This is a genomic window from Vibrio sp. SCSIO 43097 (assembly GCF_023650755.1).
Classification (GTDB): domain Bacteria; phylum Pseudomonadota; class Gammaproteobacteria; order Enterobacterales; family Vibrionaceae; genus Vibrio; species Vibrio alginolyticus.
The window spans coordinates 1,286,537-1,302,310 of sequence record NZ_CP071840.1; the positions used below are offsets into that span (position 1 = coordinate 1,286,537).

General features: G+C 44.7%; 15 protein-coding genes. 13 read left to right on the top strand and 2 right to left on the bottom strand.

Translation table 11 applies throughout. The features are described from left to right. Positions 1-20 precede the first annotated feature (20 nt). From J4N40_RS06040 to J4N40_RS06070, 7 genes are all read left to right on the top strand, one after another. Entirely contained in the window at positions 21-1,283 is a 1,263-nt protein-coding gene (locus tag J4N40_RS06040; protein WP_250654429.1) for an imelysin family protein, read from the top strand. A 92-nt stretch (positions 1,284-1,375) separates the two neighbouring features. After that, a complete protein-coding gene (locus J4N40_RS06045; RefSeq protein WP_017636117.1) occupies positions 1,376-2,758 on the top strand; it encodes a di-heme oxidoreductase family protein in 1,383 nt (460 codons plus the stop codon). Positions 2,759-2,768: 10 nt separating this feature from the next. Beyond that, the gene (locus J4N40_RS06050) at positions 2,769-3,806 is read left to right on the top strand and encodes an imelysin family protein (protein ID WP_017636116.1); all 1,038 of its coding nucleotides are present in this window, start codon (positions 2,769-2,771) and stop codon (positions 3,804-3,806) included. Continuing rightward, positions 3,787-4,869 carry a DUF1513 domain-containing protein gene (locus J4N40_RS06055; RefSeq protein ID WP_025998733.1) on the top strand — a complete coding sequence of 361 codons (1,083 nt, stop codon included), beginning with the start codon at positions 3,787-3,789 and terminating at the stop codon, positions 4,867-4,869. The genes J4N40_RS06050 and J4N40_RS06055 overlap by 20 nt, the downstream gene beginning before the upstream one ends. Positions 4,870-5,001: 132 nt before the next feature. After that, on the top strand, positions 5,002-6,564 hold the full coding sequence (locus J4N40_RS06060; protein WP_457664537.1) for a L,D-transpeptidase family protein: 1,563 nt from the start codon (positions 5,002-5,004) through the stop codon (positions 6,562-6,564). 166 nt (positions 6,565-6,730) lie between these two features. Continuing rightward, a complete protein-coding gene (gene mepK / locus J4N40_RS06065; RefSeq protein WP_031778936.1) occupies positions 6,731-7,279 on the top strand; it encodes a peptidoglycan L,D-endopeptidase MepK in 549 nt (182 codons plus the stop codon). Positions 7,280-7,408: 129 nt separating this feature from the next. Next, on the top strand, positions 7,409-8,065 hold the full coding sequence (locus tag J4N40_RS06070) for an MBL fold metallo-hydrolase (RefSeq protein ID WP_115386146.1): 657 nt from the start codon (positions 7,409-7,411) through the stop codon (positions 8,063-8,065). Positions 8,066-8,083: 18 nt separating this feature from the next. On the opposite strand, the gene J4N40_RS06075 is transcribed toward J4N40_RS06070, so the two are convergent. Beyond that, a complete protein-coding gene (locus J4N40_RS06075) occupies positions 8,084-8,749 on the bottom strand; it encodes a DUF2982 domain-containing protein (protein WP_115386145.1) in 666 nt (221 codons plus the stop codon). Positions 8,750-9,022: 273 nt separating this feature from the next. Here J4N40_RS06075 and J4N40_RS06080 point away from each other — a divergent pair, with 273 nt between their 5' ends. From J4N40_RS06080 to J4N40_RS06105, 6 genes are all read left to right on the top strand, one after another. After that, positions 9,023-9,427, top strand: coding sequence for a hypothetical protein (locus tag J4N40_RS06080; protein ID WP_005376863.1), 405 nt, complete (start codon positions 9,023-9,025; stop codon positions 9,425-9,427). Positions 9,428-9,841: 414 nt separating this feature from the next. Next, complete coding sequence (locus J4N40_RS06085) at positions 9,842-10,933, top strand: TRAP transporter substrate-binding protein (protein ID WP_115386144.1); 1,092 nt, start codon at positions 9,842-9,844, stop codon at positions 10,931-10,933. Between the two features lie 115 nt (positions 10,934-11,048). Beyond that, positions 11,049-11,588, top strand: coding sequence for a TRAP transporter small permease subunit (locus J4N40_RS06090; protein ID WP_053306570.1), 540 nt, complete (start codon positions 11,049-11,051; stop codon positions 11,586-11,588). Between the two features lie 12 nt (positions 11,589-11,600). Then, complete coding sequence (locus J4N40_RS06095) at positions 11,601-12,887, top strand: TRAP transporter large permease (RefSeq protein ID WP_005376871.1); 1,287 nt, start codon at positions 11,601-11,603, stop codon at positions 12,885-12,887. Positions 12,888-13,038: 151 nt separating this feature from the next. Further along, the gene (locus tag J4N40_RS06100) at positions 13,039-14,394 is read left to right on the top strand and encodes a cache domain-containing protein (RefSeq protein ID WP_005376873.1); all 1,356 of its coding nucleotides are present in this window, start codon (positions 13,039-13,041) and stop codon (positions 14,392-14,394) included. Then, entirely contained in the window at positions 14,387-15,025 is a 639-nt protein-coding gene (locus J4N40_RS06105; protein ID WP_017636110.1) for a response regulator, read from the top strand. Before J4N40_RS06100 ends, J4N40_RS06105 begins: the two co-directional genes overlap by 8 nt. Positions 15,026-15,065: 40 nt before the next feature. On the opposite strand, the gene J4N40_RS06110 is transcribed toward J4N40_RS06105, so the two are convergent. Continuing rightward, positions 15,066-15,542: a MarR family winged helix-turn-helix transcriptional regulator gene (locus J4N40_RS06110; protein ID WP_005376877.1), complete on the bottom strand. Its 477-nt coding sequence runs from the start codon at positions 15,540-15,542 to the stop codon at positions 15,066-15,068. Positions 15,543-15,774: the final 232 nt, after the last annotated feature.

Below are 15,774 nucleotides of genomic sequence, written 5' to 3' on the forward strand. Positions count from 1 at the left end.
GCTCAACAAGGATGCTTCAGATGAATGCAAAAAAAGTTTTAGTCCAATCTATTGCTGCATCACTCCTCATTGCCAGTGGTTCTACCGTTGCTGCCACAGTAACTAAACAACAAGTAGTCGAACATTACGCGGACGTTGCCCATGCTGTGTTTGCTGATTCAGTAACAACAGCGAAGGCGCTTGACGTAAAAATCGACGAATTTCTAAAATCACCATCAGCGAAAAAGCTTGAAGAAGTAAAACAAGCTTGGCTAGATTCTCGCGTGCCTTACCAACAGTCTGAAGTTTTCCGTTTTGGTAACGCGATTGTTGATGATTGGGAAGGTCAGCTGAACGCATGGCCACTTGATGAAGGTTTGATTGACTACGTAGCGGCTGATTACCAATACGAATTGGGTAACGAAGGTGCGGCTGCCAACATCATCGCGAACCCTAGCCTACAGATCGGTGCTTCTAAACTGGACGTTTCAAAAATTACGCCAGAATTACTAGCAGATTTAAACGAAGTAGGTGGTTCTGAGGCAAACGTTGCATCAGGTTACCACGCGATTGAATTCTTACTTTGGGGTCAAGACCTAAACGGTACTAACGCGGGTGCAGGTCAACGCGCTTACACTGATTTCGTTGTGGGTTCTGAGTGTACGAATGGCCATTGTGACCGTCGTGGTGAGTACCTAAAAGCGGCCGCTGATTTACTGGTTCAAGACCTTGAGTGGATGGAAAAGCAGTGGTCTGCTGAAGTGAAAGGCAACTACCGTGAAGAGCTACTAAACGAATCTGCTGACAATGGTCTACGCAAGATGCTATTCGGCATGGGCTCTCTTTCTCTAGGTGAGCTAGCGGGTGAGCGCATGAAGGTGGCACTAGAAGCGAACTCAACTGAAGACGAGCACGATTGTTTCTCAGACAACACGCACAACTCTCACTACTACAATGAGCAAGGCATCTACAACGTTTACACAGGCACATACAAAGGTGTAAACGGCAAAGAGCTATCTGGTCCAAGTATCGCTGACCTTGTTGCTCAAAAAGATAAGAAAGCCGCGACCGACATTCAAAAGCAGTTTGATACAACACGTAGCCAAGTTGGTGAGCTAGTGACTTCTGCAGAGAAGAACAACCAGCACTTTGACCAACTTATTGCAGCGGGTAACGCACAAGGCAACGCGCTAGTAAACGACACCATCATGTCGTTGGTAGCACAAACCGGTGCGATTGAGCGCGCGGCAAGCATTGTCGGCATCGACAGCCTAAGCCCTGATACTGCTGACCACGAGTTTTAATAAGAAAACCATAATAAATAAGGGCTCTTTGTGAGCCCTTTTGACGTTTGAGCTCGTTGTTATCACCCTTGTTGTCTATGTAGAGCAATGATATGAAGCCATACCTAATTTCTGCGCTAGCCGCGATCCTTTCTTCTTCTGCCATGGCTTACGATGTTAAGTCTGGTGGCAAAACCAGTGTTAAAAAAGATGGCGCGAATGCCTATTCTCTTCCTGCTGCCAACCTGCCGATGAGCAAACGCCTAGATTTTAGTGTGGGTAACAGCTTTTTCCGCAACCCTTGGGTACAAGCGCCAGCGTCAACAGACGCTCGTGATGGCCTAGGTCCGCTTTTTAACACCAATGGTTGTCAGAACTGTCACATCAAAGACGGTCGTGGTCATCCGCCAGAGAAAGATGATTTACATGCCGTGTCTATGTTAGTGCGCTTAAGCATTCCTGCGATGACGCCAGAACAAAAGAAAGCCTACATCAAAGACGGTGGCATACCTGAGCCGACTTATGGTGGTCAGCTTCAAGATTTCGCCCTGCAGGATCAAACGCCAGAAGGCAAAATCGAAATCACTTACACCGATGTCCCAGTGAAATTTAAAGACGGTACGACGGTGACGCTAAGAAAACCTCATTTGAACATTACCGATCTGGGTTACGGCGATATGCACCCTGATACCGAGTTCTCAGCACGCGTGGCACCGCCAATGATCGGCCTTGGTTTGTTAGAGAGTATTCCCGACGAAACGCTACTTGCTTGGGCTGATGAACAAGATGCCGACAAAGACGGTATCTCAGGCAAAGTAAATAAAGTGTGGGATATTGAGAGGGACAATTTCTCGATTGGTCGTTTTGGCTGGAAAGCAGGACAACCGACGCTAATGCAGCAAAATGCAGCAGCATTTAATGGTGATGTGGGTCTTACGAGCCATTTATTCCCAAATGAAAACTGTACCTCGAAACAAAGCATTTGTGACGACATGCCAAATGGCGGCAAACCAGAAGTGAGTGAAAATATTCTCGACTTCGTAGAGTTTTACAGCCAGCACTTAGCTGTACCTATTCGCCGTAATGTCAATGACCCTAACGTGAAACTTGGTCAGCAAATCTTTGCTGCGTCTGGCTGTGAAAGCTGCCACAAGACCAGTGTTAAAACGGCGAAACGACCAGAGTTACCAGCGCTTTCTGAGCAGCTTATCCACCCATACACCGACATGCTTTTGCATGACATGGGTGAAGGCTTAGCCGATAACCGTCCGGAATATCAAGCAAACGGCCGCGAGTGGCGAACAGCACCGCTATGGGGCATTGGTTATACCGAAGAAGTAAACGGACATACTTACTTCTTACATGATGGTCGCGCTCGTAACCTGATGGAAGCAGTGTTGTGGCACGGCGGCGAAGCTGAAACGGCGAAACAAAATGTTTTAGCTCTGAACAAAAAAGAACGTGATGCTCTCATTGCGTTTCTGAACTCTCTATAAGGACCTAACCATGAAAAAGACACTGTTAGTGAGTGCGATTGCCGCAACGTTAAGTTTGGTTGGTTGCCAATCGACCATCGGTTCGAGCTCTGCCAAGCCTGAGAGTACAAGTCATATTTCTCAAAGCGTGTACGAGGTGGAGTTTCAATCAGCTCAGACGTTTTTAGCGCAAACCACAGAACTTGAACAACGCTTCGCAGATTACTGCGCATCAGAGTCGAAAGATGATGCACAAGTAAAACAGCAATGGCATCAAACTATGCTTGCGTGGATGGCATTACAAGGTCAAGAACGTGGCCCTGCTACGGCGCTGGAGCAAAGCTGGAATGTTCAGTTTTGGCCAGATAAAAAGAACACCACTGGTCGTAAAATGTCCGTACTGACAAAATCTGATCAAGCTTGGAGTGTAGAAGATATCTCCACCCAAAGTGTCACCGTACAAGGTTTAGGTGCATTGGAATGGCTGCTTTACGATAAAGCGTCGACCTTATCTAGCAACGGCAATACTTGTGCGACAGGCGTTTCGATTGCTGAAAACCTTGATGACAAAGCGCAGATCATCGCGGATTCTTGGGCAGAGAACCCTTGGAAATCGCTAGAGATGACGGAATGGGAATCTGAGTACATTTCACTGCTCTCGAATCAGCTTGAATACAGCATGAAGAAGTTGAGCCGACCGCTAGCGAAGATTGGTAAGCCTCGCCCGTATTTCTCAGAATCGTGGCGTTCCGAGACCTCGCTTTCAAACTTAAAAGCCAACCTTCAAGGGATGGAAGCGTTGTACTTTGCTAACGGGAATGGTTTAGATGCGCTACTTAGAGGGCAAGGCTATGCAGATCTCGCAGACCGTGTCGTTCATCAGTTTGAAATGGCGTTAGAAACTTGGCCAGAAGATAAGAGCTTGTTTGCTGCACTACAAACAAAAGAAGGCTATCGCATGGTGCTCTCTCAATACAATAAGCTAGAGCAATTGAAGTACCTGATTCACGAAGAAGTGGCGATCGAGCTTGGCGTAGTTATAGGATTTAATGCAACCGATGGTGACTGATCAAACCCGCCGAACCTTGCTGAAAGCCGCTCTATTCGGGGCGGCTATACCTATGATGCCATTTGGTTGTGCTTCAACAAGCTCACGTGAACCTGCGTTGATCGGCTGTTCTATCATTGGTCGAGATAAATTCGCAGCGGTGGTGGCGGATGAGCATGGTATGCCGCTATCTTCATTGCCGATTCCTGAGCGTGGTCACGGTGTAGCAACCAACCAACAAGGCCACGCCGTAGTTTTTGGTCGTCGACCTGGTACTTTCTTCATGGTGTTTGATTATCGCTCAGAGCAGATGATCAAACTGCAACTAGCAACGCCAAATCGTCATTTTTACGGACATGGTGTTTACTCCCATGACGGCACGTTGCTATTTGCCACAGAAGGGGAGAGGGGGACAAGCCGCGGGATCATTGGTGTTTATGATGTGCAGAAGCAATATCAAAAGATTGATGAGTTAACGGGTTTTGGCCTTGGTCCTCATGAAGTGATCATGATGCCTGATGGTGTATTGGCGATTGGCGTCGGTGGCGTACACACTAACGGTCGTGAACCTCTCAATCTTGATAGCATGAAACCCAGCCTGAGTTACCTTTCACAGAAGGGTGAGCTACTGGATCAAGTGTCTTTACCGGATCATAAGTTGAGTATTCGCCATTTAGCTCATGATGGTGCGGAAACCGTGCTTTGTGGTCAGCAATATCGTGGTGAGCCGGACGAGTATCCAGCCTTGATCGCCATGCACACGCGTGGTGGTGAAATGCAAGATCTTCAAGCTGAGCCTGAAGAGTGGGCGCGTTTCAATCACTACGTTGCGAGTATTGCAGCAACCGATGAATGGATCTTAGCCACTTCGCCTCCGGGCAGTTGCTATGGTATATGGTCTAAATCTACGGGCAAATTGGTCGAGCTAAGTGCGTTACCAGATGCCTCCGGTGTTGTGGTCTATGGCGATGAGTTCCGAGTCAGCTCTGGGGCGGGAAAAGTGGTAGAGCAAAGGCCTGAAGAGTCAAAAAGTACCTTCGCAAGCGGAGTGCAATGGGACAACCATTGGTCGAGAATTATCTAGAAATATCATTGAGTAATTACTTATAGAGAGTTTTGTTGTCGTTTTCGGCATCAGATTCTTAATTTTAAACCTGCAAGCTGTGAGATATTTGCCATACTTTTTATTATGGCAAGTAGCGCAAGGATCATTTCAGTGTTTGCTAGGGTTTTAATCATGACGGCACTTCTGGTGCCGTTTTGCAGCTTTTCCACCGTCGTTTCTCTCGAAGCTTCAGCGCAAGTCGAGCAAGAGGGAGCGGTACAAAAGCTGTCTGTAGAAAAAATGATCCATTATCCAGAGGTGATTGATCAACTGTATCAAAGCACCAATTACCGTTTGAACTGGGAAAATGAAAGTGATATTGAGCAGTTTCTTTTTCAAGTAAACCTGGTTGCTCTTGCGGATGTCACCGACGAATTCGAAAATCAACTTCACCGGATAAACCAAGTAAGGTGGCAGGGAGATAATCTCGACTTCGATTTAGTGATGACAGACTCACTCTTGATGTACCTTAGTTATCTTGAGCAACTCCCCGAAGAAGGGATTAATTGGCTATTTACAGACAAAGCCCATGTTACGTTACCCGCTCCTAGCATCGATACTTTATCGATTTTGAGTAATGAGATTACGGTTGGCAAACTTGGTCAGTTTTTGGCAAGTCTCCGGTCTCCATTACAAACAGATGATGCTTTCTACTCCGCCTATTCTTCGCTATCGGAACATTCTCAGTACCAATATCCTGCCTATCAACAAACTGGGCTAGCACGTGTTGGCGATATATTAGAAAACAGACCCCTATTGATTGAGCGAATGGAGATCGTAGGCGTAGATGTTTCTTACTTGGATTTAGTCACTGAAGAATATGACGAACAATTAGAGCTTGCGATAAAAGAGTTCCAGCGTATTCATGGTTTGAAAGAAGATGGCGTTATCGGCCCGAATACCATTCGATGGATCAACTTTTCTCCTCAAGAGCGATTGCATCTGTTGGCGTTGAATTCTGAGCGTTCAAGAATTTGGTCGAAAGAAAGGGATAATGTTGTCTTTGTTAACGTGCCTGGATACGAAGTCACGTATTGGCATGACGGTCAACCCTTGTTTGAGTCTAAAGTTGTGGTAGGGAGAGCATCAAGAAAAACGCCCATCATGTCGGTAGCACTGGATTCAGTTATTCTCAACCCAACTTGGAACGTGCCTTGGACTATCATGGTTAAAGACATTATTCCTAAAGTAAAACGTAATCCGATGTATTTGATTAACCATAACATTCAAATCATTCGGTCTTGGACTTCGAACGAAATTATTGACCCTACAACCATCAATTGGGCAACGGTGAATCCGAGAACATTTCCTTATCGTATGCGACAGGCGTCGGGCTTACAAAATGCACTGGGATTGTACAAGTTCAATATGCCTAACCCACAAGCTATTTATTTGCATGACACGCCAAGTAAGAACTTGTTTGAACAGGACAGACGCGCATTCAGCTCAGGATGTGTTCGTGTAGAACATGCAGACCAGTTAGCAGAACTTCTGTTCAAAACTCAGGGGTTGGAAGAACGTTTAGCGAAAAAGCGAGAAAGTTCTCGTCGGTCTAACACGTCAGTTCCTTTGGGAGAGCGCATTCAAGTACACATCATTTATCAAACAGCATGGTTGGAAGAGGGAACGCTTTACTACCGTGATGATATCTATAAGTACGATCACCGCAGTTGAAATCTTTAAGGAAAATTTACAAAACGAAGAATTCTCTTTTCGTTCAATAATTAAGCAATAATTACTGCATCTGAAAATCAAGATGGAGCGTTTTATGCATTTGACGTGACAAATGTGTTTGGTTAATGTCCACGACTTGTCTAGTTGTTGAGCACTGTATTTTGAAATGGTAAGTCGTAACTTTTCCCGCCGAGATTTCCTTAAAATGACCGCTGGTGGTGTGGTGTTGGCGTCTGCCCTGCCATCATTTTCTTGGGCTTCACTCCCTGACGAGCCACGTGCGCTGGCGATGAACAATCTTAATACTGGAGAGATCCTCGAAACATGCTATTTCGATGGAAAACGATACATTAATGATGAACTTCAAAGGCTGAATGAGTTTTGTCGAGACCATCGACGAAATGAGGTTCATCCCATGGATAGACGCTTGTTCGATCAAATAAGTCAAATTCAAAAGTTAATTGGTACAGAAGCAGAGGTGATCGTCATTTCAGGTTACCGTTCTCCTGCCACTAACGCCTCGCTGCGCAACGGGTCTTCTCGTGTAGCGAAAAAGAGCATGCACATGGAAGGAAAGGCCATTGATTTCCGTTTAGACGGCGTGAAGCTTTCAACGGTTCGTGATGCTGCATTAAGCCTAAAAGCCGGTGGCGTGGGTTATTATCCAGGCAGTAACTTTGTTCATATCGATACGGGTGCTGTTCGTTCCTGGTAGTGCCAGTTGAGACAAGGTTTCTAGTCTCAGAACGTCGTCGATTACCCACAGTTCAAAGCTTGAAGTCGCTAGGCCTTAGTGTCATAGTTGCGGCAGTTTTCACGCAAATTTATTCGGTATAGGTTATCTATGGCTCTGAAATACCAAGTTGTTCCAGTAACATCTTTCTCTCAAAACTGTTCTATTGTCTGGTGTGACGAAACCATGAAAGGCATTGTGGTTGACCCAGGCGGCGATGAAAAGCAGCTCGCTATGCTTATCAAAGAGCTGGGTGTTGACGTGGTAAACCTAGTGCTAACTCACGGTCACTTGGACCACGTAGGTGGCACGGAGCCGCTGTCTGCACTGCTTGGCGGTACAGAGATTGTTGGTCCTCACAAGGCAGATAACTTCTGGTTGCAAGGTTTGGAAGGTCAGAGCCAAATGTTTGGTTTCCCACTGACAGAAGCGTTTGAACCGCACCAATGGCTAAATGAGGGTGACACTGTCACTTTTGGTAATCAAGTGCTGAACGTATTCCACACACCTGGTCATACACCTGGTCACGTTGTGCTTTACAGTGAAGAAGCGCGTTTAGCGTTTGTGGGTGACGTTTTGTTTAACGGTAGCATTGGTCGAACTGACTTCCCACAAGGTGATTTCAATACGTTGATTAGTTCTATCAAAGAGAAATTGTGGCCTTTAGGCAGTGATGTCACGTTTGTCCCTGGTCACGGCCCTCAATCGACTTTCGGTCATGAGCGTAAAACTAACCCGTTCGTTGCTGACGAGATGCCGCTTTACTAAAAGTGCGTGTACTAAGCATTATTCTGGCTCGGCGGCAGCTAAGTATCGCCGAGTCAGTCCCACAAAATCCTCAGCCTCACGATCTAGATCACTTGCTGATATAAATAGATCGTAGCCATAAAAGCCTCTCTGATACTTCATCCGGTTGGCGAGCATCGCTAACAAACCTTTGTACTCAATCCCATCTCTGTTTATATACGGTTTAGGGTCAAGCACTATATCCTCAAACTTATCTTCACACTGATTTTGTTTCGCGCCTAAGTAAAGCAGTGCTCGCTGGCTGAGGAGAATTTCTGTCGCTATACGAGGGCAGATTGAATTTAAGTAGGGTGAGTAGTGTTTTAGACGAATACCGATCCAAGGTAGCGGTTGGTGCCACCCTTCCTGTTGGTAGCTACAAATACCGATTGACTCAATATTTCGCCATCGGACGACCCAACCTCCTTTAAAAAGGTGTTGCTGAAAGTGAGAAGCTGTCAGCGTAAAAGTGACTTGGCTTTTCTTAATCATCAAGATGGCGAAACCAACGATTGCAGACATCAAAATGACCGACAACATGGCTTGCTTCCATCCCGGAGAAATGGCAACCAAAAACAAAGTGATGAGTGCAACGAGCAACAAAAGTATTCTGTTGATAGGGGAGTTGGGTTTGAAATGTGAATTTGTTAGGTGCAGCGTTTCCATGCTTATAACCTCATCGAATACTTGTTCAAAAATGAGTGGGCAGCTTTATGTGCATTGACTTGCATTTAAAATAAAACAAACCTCTGTTTTTATACCCAGTATTCAATAAATCCGTTCATAAAATATCTGATTAAATAGTAGACGTTCTATGCTTTGAGCGCATTTTTCATCGCGTTTCGCCGCTAAAACCTACAAATTGCTTGTGAATTTTGGTATAAAACGCGCTTCAAATTTTCATCCCTGCTGAGATGCAGTGAACTGGAGAAATATTCAATGAGACTTGCTCATAAGCGTAAAGTGCAGATGAAACTGCAAAAACGCATTAAAGCGACAGTAGCAAACTTAGCTGCAGCACCTAAAGCAGTGAAGCCTGTTGCGGAAAAAGCAGTAGCACCTTCTGTTGCTGAAAAAGCTGTTGCGGAGAAAGTAGTAGCTGATAAAAAAGTAGCTGCAGTGAAAACAGTTGATGTTGCCCTTACTCCTAAGCAACAACAAGTATTAGACATCGTTATGGCGAATGCTGAAGGTATTAACCCTAAAGGCATCGGTCTAGCTGCAGGTCAAGAAGATACTAAAGCGGCATCATGGGCTACTGGCGCACTAAAGAAGCTTCTTGAAGAAAACCTAGTTCAAAAAGAGCAGTTAGCAGGTAACAAAGTTATCTACAAAGCAGTTTAATTACCGCTACCGTTCTAGATTGAATACCTCGGCCGATGCCGAGGTATTTTTTTATCTTGGTATTGGAAATAATGCATTAAGTACTGACTTTAACACTGCCAATAAGTGGTTTGTCACATTTTCTTAAATACTATGTAAATTTTTTGGCAGAAAAATACGTACGTATTATCTTTTATTTTTATTCATAGACAAAAATATAATTTATTGATTTTGCTATTAACAGTCTTTTGTCATGACGATTATCCTACGTACTTGTACGTAATACCTTAGGCTAATGCCTTATTGATGAATCACTCGCTTCCGTGTTCATGCCCATTTCGCATTAGACAACATTGTTACATCTTTTATACCGAATACAGCCAATCCTAATGAAATGGATGACAACAATAACCTTGGTGATAAAGGACGTGAACGATGAGTCTAATCCAAAAATCTTTAAAACGAGTGCTCAAAACAACCGCTGTCGCTGCCGCGATGGCACTCGCAGCGACTTCTGTAAACGCTGCTGAAAAAGTCTATCGTTTAAAGCTTGCTGAAACTTGGGGGCCTAATTTCCCAATTTTTGGTGATACCACAAAAAACATGGTCAAAATGGCGGAAGAGATGTCCAACGGACGTTTGCAAATCCGCATTGATTCCGCAAACAAGCATAAAGCGCCTTTTGGGGTGTTTGATATGGTTAAGTCGGGTCAGTATGACATGGGTCACTCAGCGTCTTATTACTGGAAGGGTAAGGTTCCAAACACACTTTACTTCACTTCTATGCCCTTCGGTATGTTGCCAACTGAGCAGTATGCATGGTTTTACTACGGCGGTGGTATGGAGCTGATGGAAAAAGTGTACTCTCCACATAACTTGATGTCTTTCCCTGGCGGTAATACCGATACTCAGATGGGCGGGTGGTTCCAAAAAGAGATCAAGTCCGTCGAGGACTTACAGGGTTTGAAAATGCGTATCCCAGGGTTTGCTGGTGAGATTTTGGCTGAGTTAGGTGCCAAGCCAACGAATATCGCCCCTGGTGAGCTATATACTTCTCTAGAGCGTCGCACAATTGATGCCTTGGAATGGGTTGGTCCATCGCTGGATCTACGTATGGGCTTCCACAAAATCGCGCCTTACTACTACACAGGTTGGCATGAGCCAGCGACTGAGCTTCAGTTCCTCGTTAACAAGCGTACCTGGAATCGTCTACCTGATGATCTAAAAGCGATTTTGCAAGTAGCCATGAAAACGGCCGCTTACGATATGTACACGCAATCGAAACACGAAAGCGGCAAAAACTGGGCATCTATTAAGTCTGAATACCCAAATGTTGAAGTAAAAGATTTCCCACCTGAAGTAGTAGCTGCGTTGCGAGAAGCAAACGATCGTTTGTTGAAAGAACATGCAGAAAAAGATGCTTTGGCGAAAGAGATTCAAGAGTCGCAAGCGAACTATATGAATCAAGTTCGACCATGGTCAGATATCTCGCACCGAGCGTACTTAAACAGTCAAGCTCAACAATAACGTTATGAAGCAGGCGATGCCGAGAGGTTTAGCCTGCTATCGAAGCCCAAGAAAACTTCATAATGAATGCTCCGCACCATAGCGGAGCGCATCTAAACGTTCCACGGAGTTCGGAATGAGAAGTCTTATTTATATTGAGCGATTATTTAACCGCTTTAGCGATTTCCTCGGATGGTTATCCAGCATCCTGTTTATTTTGTTGTTAGCAAACGTTGTGTACGACGTTGTCATGCGTTACGTGTTTAATGATGTGTCTATCGCATTCCAAGAAATGGAATGGCATCTATTCTCTGCCGTGTTCTTGCTTGGTGTGCCTTACGCAATTAAGTCCGGTGGCCATGTTCGCGTCGACATTTTTTATGAACGCTTATCTTACAAAGCACAATCCATCATCGACATCATAGGCACACTATTTTTCTTATTCCCTTTTTGCCTACTGGTAGCTTGGTTTGGTGTTGATTTCGCTAAGGAAAGTTACGCGTTAGGCGAGACGTCTGGTGACCCAGGTGGCTTACCATATCGTTGGATTATCAAAGCGATGATTCCGCTGTCATTTTTCTTTATGGCGGTGAGTGGTATTGGATTGTTACTTCATTCAATCAACAAAATTGTCAACCCTCATCTCATCTATGCCGGTAATAACGGTAAGTCGTAAAAGGAAGTCATTATGATCGGTATAGTGATGTTTTTTGTTGCGCTCTTTGCGCTTCTATTGGGATTTCCCGTTGCCTTTACTTTTGGTGGTATCGCGCTGATTTTTGGTGTTTGGGCTGAAGGCATCGAGATGTTTGCTTTTATGCCATATCGAATTCAGTCCATTATGGAAAATACGGTGCTAATGGCCGTACCGCTGTTCGTTTTTATGGGGCTAGTGCTACAGAAAACGAAGCTTGCTGAACAGCTACTAGAATCAATGGGGCGTTTGTTCGGTGGCGTTCGCGGTGGTATCGCTATTTCTACCGTGTTAGTTGGCGCATTGCTTGCAGCTTCAACGGGTGTGGTAGGCGCATCAGTTGTTGCGATGGGCTTAATATCTCTTCCTGTGATGCTCAAGTACAATTACGACAAAGGTTTAGCGTGTGGGACTATTTGTGCGTCTGGCACGTTGGGCCAAATTATCCCACCTTCTATAGTGTTGATCTTGTTGGGTGATGTACTTGGCGTACCGGTAGGGGACCTATTTCAAGCTGCGATCTGGCCCGGTATTACACTTGTTGGCGCCTATGTGATCTATATTCTCATCTACGCGAAGTTGAACCCTCAAGCCGCACAGGCGATAGAGCGCGATGAATCGATCAGTCGTAAACAAGAAGTGCTCACCGCACTGAAAGCTGTATTGCCACCTTTAGCATTGATCATCGTGGTATTGGGCTCCATCTTTGCAGGGATTGCAACACCAACAGAGTCAGCGGCACTGGGCGGTGCAGGTGCGATAATTTTATCACTATTGTATAAACAGTTTAGTTGGTCGATGATTTATGATGCATCAAAAGAGACAGTTAAAGTAACCGCAATGGTCTTTGCGATCTTACTTGGTGCGACCGCCTTTTCAATGGCATTTACCTACACTGGTGGTGATTATTTAGTTGAAGAGTGGATGTTAGAACTGCCGGGTGAAAAGTGGGGATTCCTTATTATTACCATGGTGGTGATTCTGATTTTAGGTTTCTTTATCGACTTCGTTGAAATCTGTTTTATCATCGTGCCAATTATTGCGCCAGTCGCTGAATTGATGGGCATTAATATGACGTGGTTTGCGATTCTTATTGCGATGAACTTACAGACGTCGTTCCTCACACCGCCATTTGGCTTTAGTTTGTTCTATCTAAAAGGTGTCGCTCCAGCAGGGGTTACTACGCGAGATATCTACAAAGGTGTGATGCCATTTATCGCGATTCAGATTGTTGTGTTGGCGTCTTTGCTGTTTTTCCCAGGTTTTTACGGTATGAGTTAATCACTCGATAATAAAGAGATTTTGTGAACTGAGAGTTTTTACCTTTTGAGACAAGTTGTTAAGCTGTTAATTATGTCTATGCAGACACAATCGATTCGTTTGTACTGCTAAGATAGTAAGCTGTAAAGGCAGCGTTTCATGGAGGGAAGGGATGCCTCTCAAAGCAAAGTTAATTCTGCTGACACTGATACCCGTGGTATTGGTGTCAGCGAGTATCAGCTGGATCTCTATCTATCAAACCAAGACCCTTGGCAAAAGGGAGGTGGAGATCTTTCATCAAAACCTGATCCAATCAAAAGAAGCGGCGCTGAAAGATACGGTCGACGTCGCTTTTGACTCCATTTCTTACATCTACAACGATCCGACTTTAGAAGAGAGTGTTGCCAAAACGCGTGTGAAAGCGATTTTAAATCGTTTGAGTTATGGGTCGGACGGCTATTTTTTTGCTTATGATAAATATGGTACCAACCTTGTACACCCAGTTCTTCCGGAGCTTGTCGGGGAAAACTTACTCTATCTTGAAGACGAAAATGGCGATCGCTTAATCGAAGCTTTATTGTATCAAGCGCAATCAGGTGGAGGATTTCATCAGTACCTATGGCAAAAGCCATCTACGGGTGAAGTCGTCCCTAAGCTTAGTTACGCTGCATGGCTCGATAAGTGGGAATGGATGATAGGTACTGGGCTGTATATTGAGGATGTAAGCCGAGAAGTCGCCAATATGCGCGCGGCAGTGAACAAAAATATCGAAACGACATTTTTCTCAGTCGTCGTGATCTTAGCGGTGACCGTTGCTGTAATCATTGTTCTCACTTTGGCGATCAATCTGCACGAGCATCGCCTCGCTGATAAGAACCTGAAAGAATTGGCACATAAAACCGTGATGTTCCAAGAAGATGAGAAAAAGCATTTAGCGCGAGAACTGCATGATGGAATCAATCAGTTGTTAGTCTCCAGTAAATGTCATTTAGACTTAATGAGTCATAGACTGGAAGACGAAAAACTCAAATCCCACTTAGATAAATCACAACGATCGCTCGTCACCGCGATAAATGAGGTGCGGCATATTTCTCATCAGCTCCGTCCAAGCGCCCTCGATGATATCGGTTTAGAAGCAGCACTGACGACCTTGCTACAGGATTTTCATTCCCATTCCGGGATTGATATCGAGAGCAATTTCGATACTCAGCAGCACAAACTGACTTCGGAAGTCGCAACGACGCTATATCGCGTCGCTCAGGAGTCTTTGAATAACATTGAAAAACATGCGCGAGCGAAAAAAGTAACGGTTACTTTGCAAAAAATGGGCAATATGCTGCAATTACTCATACGTGACGATGGGGTTGGATTTGTGGTTAACCATGCAGTGCACCAACAAGGGATTGGGTTAAGGAACATGCAAGAGCGTGTAGAGTTCATCGGTGGTGAATTTGAGCTAATGAGTGAGCTTGGCTTGGGAACAGAGATTACTGTGCTGCTTAATTTGGATGAAATAGTTTATGGATAAACCGATTAGTGTAGTGATTGTCGATGATCATCAAGTGGTATTGGATGGCTTCATGGCTCGTTTGGAGTTAGAGTCTGACATCGAAGTGGTGGGTACAGCAAGTAATGGCTTGGAAGCGATAGAGGTCGCAAAACACTTGCAACCGGACGTCATATTGATGGATATCAGCATGCCAATAATGAACGGTATTGAAGCGACTGGTGTAATTAAAGAAGCTCGCCCAGAGAGCAAAATACTTATGTTGACCATGCACGATAATCGCGAGTACATCATGAAGGTCATGCAAGCTGGTGCCGTAGGATATATGCTCAAGGAAATCTCGGCCGAGAAAATGGTGCAAGCAATAAAAACGGTGAACCAAGGCTCGACGTATTTCTGTGAATCCGTCACACAAACACTCTTTACCCAAGAAGTGGTGCCTGCCACGCAAAAAACGAATCCTCTCAGCCGCAGGGAAGAAGCGGTACTTAAATTAGTTGCTCAAGGAAACAGCAGCAAAAAAATCGCCACTTTACTCAATATTAGTTATCGAACGGTAGAGACGCATCGCCATAACATTAAGCACAAGTTGGACTTACATTCGACGGCAGAGTTAGCAAAATATGCGTTTGAAACTGGCTTGACTGAGTAGGAGAGTAGTGCCCGCAAAAAGCGAGCACGTGGGAGCGAAACTAATCGGCTTTGGTAATGCTACCAAGCTCTAGCATTGGAGCAACATCGATGTCCTCTGCATTCATCATCGTCGAGATGCGTTGAACGGAAGATAGTAGAAGGGATTGCTCCCATTCTTCCAATTTTTGGAATCGATTAATGAAGTGCTCTTGCAGCGGCGTTGGTGCTTGTTTTAAGGCTTCTTGGCCCTTGCTCGTAAGTACAGCATGCACTTTACGCTTGTCTTGAACACTGCGCTGACGCTCAACAAACTGGCCTCGTTCTAGTCTATCTAGAATGGTCGTTGCGGTCGCTTGGCTCATGTTAGTGTGGCTAGACAACTGTTTAATCGTCACGTTATCTAAGTCATTGATAGCGCGCATCAAAATCAACTGTGGAGCAGTCAATCCAGACTCTTTGCTCAGCTTTTTAGAATGTAAATCAATAGCGCGGATGATCTGACGAATCGAGACCAATACTTCTTCGTACTTTTCCAATTTATTCATCCAGTCTGTAGGGAACATTTATCGAGGCGACACTAACTTAAATGCGCCCTTATTTAAAGGGGGGAAATCAAAAATTACCTCTACAATTTTACGCCGTGTCCTCAATACCATTTTGTCGCGCCTTTTCGACAAAATAAGAAGAGCTAAAATTATTATAGCAATAAATGTTTGTAGTCTAACTATTGTAGTAGTGATTTGTTCTATCAAAGGCCGTAACCACACA